At 43.0% G+C, this 5,373-nt stretch carries 2 protein-coding genes and 1 pseudogene; all 3 read left to right on the top strand.

Annotated elements, in window-relative coordinates; translation table 11 throughout:
* Window positions 1-549, top strand: a pseudogene (locus VIN08_RS13090) (ferric enterobactin receptor); the annotation flags it as partial.
* Between the two features lie 689 nt (window positions 550-1,238).
* A complete protein-coding gene (locus VIN08_RS13085; protein WP_331965654.1) occupies window positions 1,239-3,047 on the top strand; it encodes a helicase associated domain-containing protein in 1,809 nt (602 codons plus the stop codon).
* 144 nt (window positions 3,048-3,191) lie between these two features.
* On the top strand, window positions 3,192-5,373 hold a 2,182-nt coding region (locus tag VIN08_RS13080; protein ID WP_331965651.1), incomplete at its 3' end, for a GH92 family glycosyl hydrolase.

Here is a 5,373-nt window from a genome sequence, read left to right as displayed (position 1 = left end):
AAAGTAAATATTAACGTAGCCGGCAACAATACATTGGAAAATAAACTGATCGGTAATGTGAATACGCCTGCACCTATTGCAGAAGCAGGCGGAAAAATCTTTACCAAAACAGAAGAAGCACTTATGTTAACCAGTCGCCCGAAGTATAAATATATATTGGGACTGGATTTCGTTACCAGCAAGTTCAGCATCAACCTGAACAATACGTTGTTTGGTCCAACCAAGTTTAGCAATGCCGATTTGTTTGATAAAGATGCACTGCGTGTTGAATTTACTCCGAACGTTCTTACCGATCTCGGTGTAACCTACGCCTTTACCGACAGGATCAGTCTCTCGGTTACTGCACAGAATATATTTGATGTATACCCGAAATGGAAACTGGTAGCCCTTAACAGCGATGGCCAGGCAACATTGAACGATGCTGATGCGCTGCGTCTTCAAAAAAATGCGCTCACCTTCAACGGTCGCTATAGCATTACTACCTACGATGGCTCGCAATTCAACCAACTCGGCACGACCTTTATGTCGCAATTAATATTCAAGCTATAAATCAGGTTATATAACCATCGAATCAAGAGGCTGCCGTGTGGCAGCCTCTTTTTTTATCAAACCTTTATACAAGAATCTCTTATCGATAAACCAGTCGCATGTAATATACCAGGCAAGTTTATACTTTATTGTAGCATGCTAAAAAATGTAAAATAAAAATATAGCGTTACAACACTAAACGAATAATATATACTATACCTATATATGTTGTATAAAACATAACATCATAATACTTATAATTTAACTACCAATTATAGCATACACATCTATACCCTAATCACTCCTCCACGAAAGCGTATTCACCAAAAAATCAGGTATCGCATAGCACGCCAGTTCCGTTAGGTAATAATTGATTCGCGAACGAAAAATATCATTTATTAAAAAGCACCATCTTGTCCTGATTTAAAGATTCAGAGTATAAATAAAGACCGCTCTACTGAACCATAACTTTAACCAGGAACAACCAATCATTGCAGATGGAAGACTAACCTATATACTATACCAACAGGATCTTTAAAATTCCGTCCGCTGATGTTGTACACTATTTACCGACCTATGTATACTATATATCTCACAGGCATACAATCAACATATGCCGAAATGTACGATCGTACTCCCAGGGCATTTTATCGTCAAACCAATGCATAGCCGTTGAAACGCAACTAAACAACCAGCAAGAATTTTATAGTATGGAAGATGTAGTCAAGTGGAAAGAGAATATCCGCAAGCTGAAGGCTTATAGAAAAAAATACGGAAACTATCAGGTTCCTCCCCAATGGGAACGCGATAAACAATTTTCACGCTGGGCAGAAAACATCCGTCAGCATCCCGGACGATTGCCCGCCAAAGTATATAATCAACTTATAAAGATCGGCTTCACATTTAAACGTACAGATGATTGGAGCAGTATGTATGGCCAGCTTGAAGATTTTTATAAAGAGCACGGCCATAGTCATGTTCCTCCACGACAAAAAGAATATGATATACTTTTCGATTGGTGCGTTAATCAACGCAACGCACAGTCATTGTTAACACCACGTCAGGTTCAAAAACTCAATAGCCTGGAGTTTGATTGGGAAACCCGAAATGGAAAAGATATCCGGTGGATACAGATGTTTGAAGCGCTGAAAAATTTCAAGCAGCAATACGGTCATACAAAAGTGCCACAAGACTATACCGACAATCGCCAACTGGGTATATGGGTATCGCGACAGCGAAGAAGTAAAACGCGCCATGAGCTTGCTGCGGACAGAATCAAGAAGTTAAATGCGATTGGTTTTTTGTGGAAAGAAGATATTATGCGCCTGCGCGAAGAAACGTGGGATAAGCGCTATAACGAACTGGCGCTCTATAAACATAAGCACGGCCATATAGATCGCATCAGGATACGCAGAGATCATTACCAACTGGGGCTTTGGATCGAATCGCAGATTGTGCGCCAGGAAAATTTATCAGTTCAGCGAAAGAAAAAGTTAGATGCACTCGGCTTCTCCTGGAGTAAAGGAAACTTTGCCGAAGAGCGATGGGAAGAATTATACCAGCGATTGAAAGCCTATAAACAGAAGCATGGTCATTGTCGCGTAAAGCGCCATGAAGACTTTACACTATCCGTATGGATACAGCGAAACAAACGCGATCGTGAAATAATCGGTAAAGACAAACGAAAAAAGCTCGAAGAACTTGGTGTTAAGTGGCCGCATCAACTCTTTGATGAAAACTGGGATACTATGTACCGGCAGTTGAAAGAGCTCCGCAAGAAGAACGGACACCTGGGGGTAAGTCGATCTGACGCGAAGCTATATGAGTGGATGCAGACACAAAAGCGACTAAAGAAAGAAAATAAATTACCACAACAACGCGAAGAAAAGTTAACAGCGCTGGGCTTTGTGTGGAAAGGAGATGCCGAGCGAACCAAACTGTTTGTGTGGGAATCGATCTATACCAGGTTCAAAGCTTTTAAAACCAAATATGGCGAGCGCTATCATTTGAGATTGAAAGAAAATCCGGAGCTGGATGAGTGGGTAACACTTCAACTGCATAACAAGAATAAGTTATCAGACTATAAACGTAAGAAACTTGATGCGATTGGTTTTCTGTGGAGTAGACAAGGTCATTTCTGGAATGAACGATGGGAAAGAATGTATGAGCAACTGGTTATCTTCAGAAAAAAATTTGGCCACTGCGATGTACCTCAAACCTATACGACCAACAAAGCACTGGCCAGTTGGGTGAACGGACAACGTAATAAAAAACTATCGGCTGATAAAAAGAAAAGACTGGAAGCATTGGGATTTTCGTGGGCACACGAGATTGGTGCCAAACGCTGGCAGCAGCGCGTGGAAGAATACCTGGCGTTGAAAAAGAAAAACAAGCACACGAATATTCCAATCCACACACCACTCTATAGCTGGATATACCAGCAGCGAAGAAATTATAACAGGCTTTCGCAGGAAAGAAAAAAGATACTCGAAAAGGCAGGCATCATTCAGAAAAACTAATCGTTACTAAACACACGAAGCACAGCAGACGTTACTTCATACTATAAAGATGATATAAACGGAGTAAAACTAATTTTCTACTCCGGAGAACAGGATATCCATTGCCATTGGTATACTTGCGCTCGTATTGTAATTGATTCTCTCATGAAAACGTATAGAAAATCTCTCCTGTGCGCGTGTGCCTTGCTCGTGCTGCTGGCCAGCGCATGTAAAGAAGCTGCGAAGGAACAACCGGTAAACACTGTCATCAATCTTACACAGTATGTTGATCCATACATTGGCAGTGGCTTTCATGGTCACGTGTTTGTGGGTGCTAACGTACCCTTTGGCGCTGTGCAGCTCGGACCAACACAACTCTCCGAAGGTTGGGATTGGTGCTCCGGTTATCATTACTCTGATTCTGTCATTATAGGCTTTGCACATACACACCTGAGTGGCACCGGCATTGGCGAACTCGGTGATGTATTGCTGATGCCTGTTACAGGGCCAGCTAAACTCACAAAAGGAACCGTTACATCTTTGGAAAGCGGTTATGCTTCACTCTACTCACATGCGGATGAAAAAGTAAAGCCCGGATATTATTCCGTAAAATTAAAACGCTATGGTATACAAGCTGAACTTACCGCTTCGGAGCGCGCGGGCTTTCATCGCTATACATTTCCGGAAGCAGAAGATAAAAGCATTGTTATTGATCTGAAAGAAGGTATAGGTTGGGACTTAGCCACCGAAACATCATTGGAGAAACTGAATGACAGTACACTGGTGGGCTATCGCTATTCCAAAGGATGGGCGGAAGATCAGCGCTTGTTCTTTGCTATAACATTCGCGACCCCGGTTACACAAGTAGATCTATATAGCGATGTGCAATCCGTACCAGGCAATAAAGTTACCGGGCAAAAAGTAAGAGGCGTTGTTCACATCGGTTCCGCTGCCGGTAATACTATATTGGTAAAAGTGGGTATATCTCCGGTAAGCACTACGAATGCACTTCAAAATATAGCAGCCGAAATACCACACTGGAATTTCGATCGTACGGCAGAAGAAGCAAACACTGCGTGGAACGTTGCGCTGAATAAAGTACAGATTAAAAGCACAAGCGAAAAGCAACTGCGGAAATTCTATACGGCCTTGTATCACACCATGATCGCACCATCTATATTCAACGATCACAACGGTGATTATCGCGGCAGCGACAAGCAAGTATACCACGACACTACATTTACCAATCTCACTACTTTTTCGTTGTGGGATACGTATCGTTCGGCACATTCACTCTATACTATACTGCAACCGGAGCGCGTAAATGATATGATCAATACCATGCTGAAGATACACGAGCAGCAGGGTAAACTTCCGGTGTGGCACCTGATGGGAAATGAAACCAACACCATGCCGGGCAACAGTGCTTTTCCTGTTATGGCCGATGCTTACCTGAAAGGCTTCCGCGGATTTGACGGTGCACACGTATTGGCTGCGATGAAAGCTTCTGCGCTGCGCGATGATCGCGGTTTGAAATATGTTCGCGAACAAGGATATATACCGGCTAATGCCGAAACAGAGACCGTGGCCAAAGGACTTGAATACTCTATTGATGACTGGTGTGCTGGGCAGCTAGCCCTGGCGTTGGGCAACCAGGAAGACTATGCCTTCTTCAGCAAGCGTGCCCTGAACTATAAACATTACTTCGATACAACGATACATTTCATGCGCGGACGTATATCTGATACGGAGTGGCGCACACCGTTCAGTCCCTTTGTAGCGCGACACATGAAAGATGATTTTGCGGAAGGTAACTCGTGGCAATATAGCTGGCTGGTGCCGCACGATGTAGAAGGATTGATCAAACTGATGGGCGGTGAAGAAGCTTTTCTAAAAAAACTTGATTCGCTCTTTATGGTAAAAGGCAACATGGGCAACGAAGCTTCCAACGACATCACCGGACTTATTGGCCAATATGCACATGGTAATGAGCCGAGCCATCATATACCCTATTTATACGCGTATGCCGGCCAGCCGTGGAAGACTGCGGAGAAAGTACGATATATAGTAGACAGTTTATATACTGATAAACCCGATGGCCTATGTGGTAATGAAGATGTAGGGCAGATGTCGGCCTGGTTTGTGTTTTCATCGCTTGGGTTCTATCCTGTTAATCCGGCCAACGGTATGTATATATTGGGAAGCCCTGCGATAGATGAAGCCGTAATTCAATTACCCGGTAATAAGAAATTCACACTAGAGGTAAAGAATAATACCGCGCAGAACATCTATATACAACAGCTTACGCTAAATGGCCAGCCCTATACCAAGACCTATATTTCGTACA

Origin of the sequence: Ohtaekwangia sp., from assembly GCF_036568665.1 — a bacterium.
GTDB lineage: Bacteria > Bacteroidota > Bacteroidia > Cytophagales > Cyclobacteriaceae > Ohtaekwangia.
This window is presented reverse-complemented; position numbering and strand designations above follow the sequence as displayed.

Bases quoted from the DNA above. Each gene is read 5' to 3' on its own strand.
- VIN08_RS13085 (WP_331965654.1), top strand. From the start codon at position 1,239: ATGGAAGATGTAGTCAAGTGGAAAGAGAATATCCGCAAGCTGAAGGCT.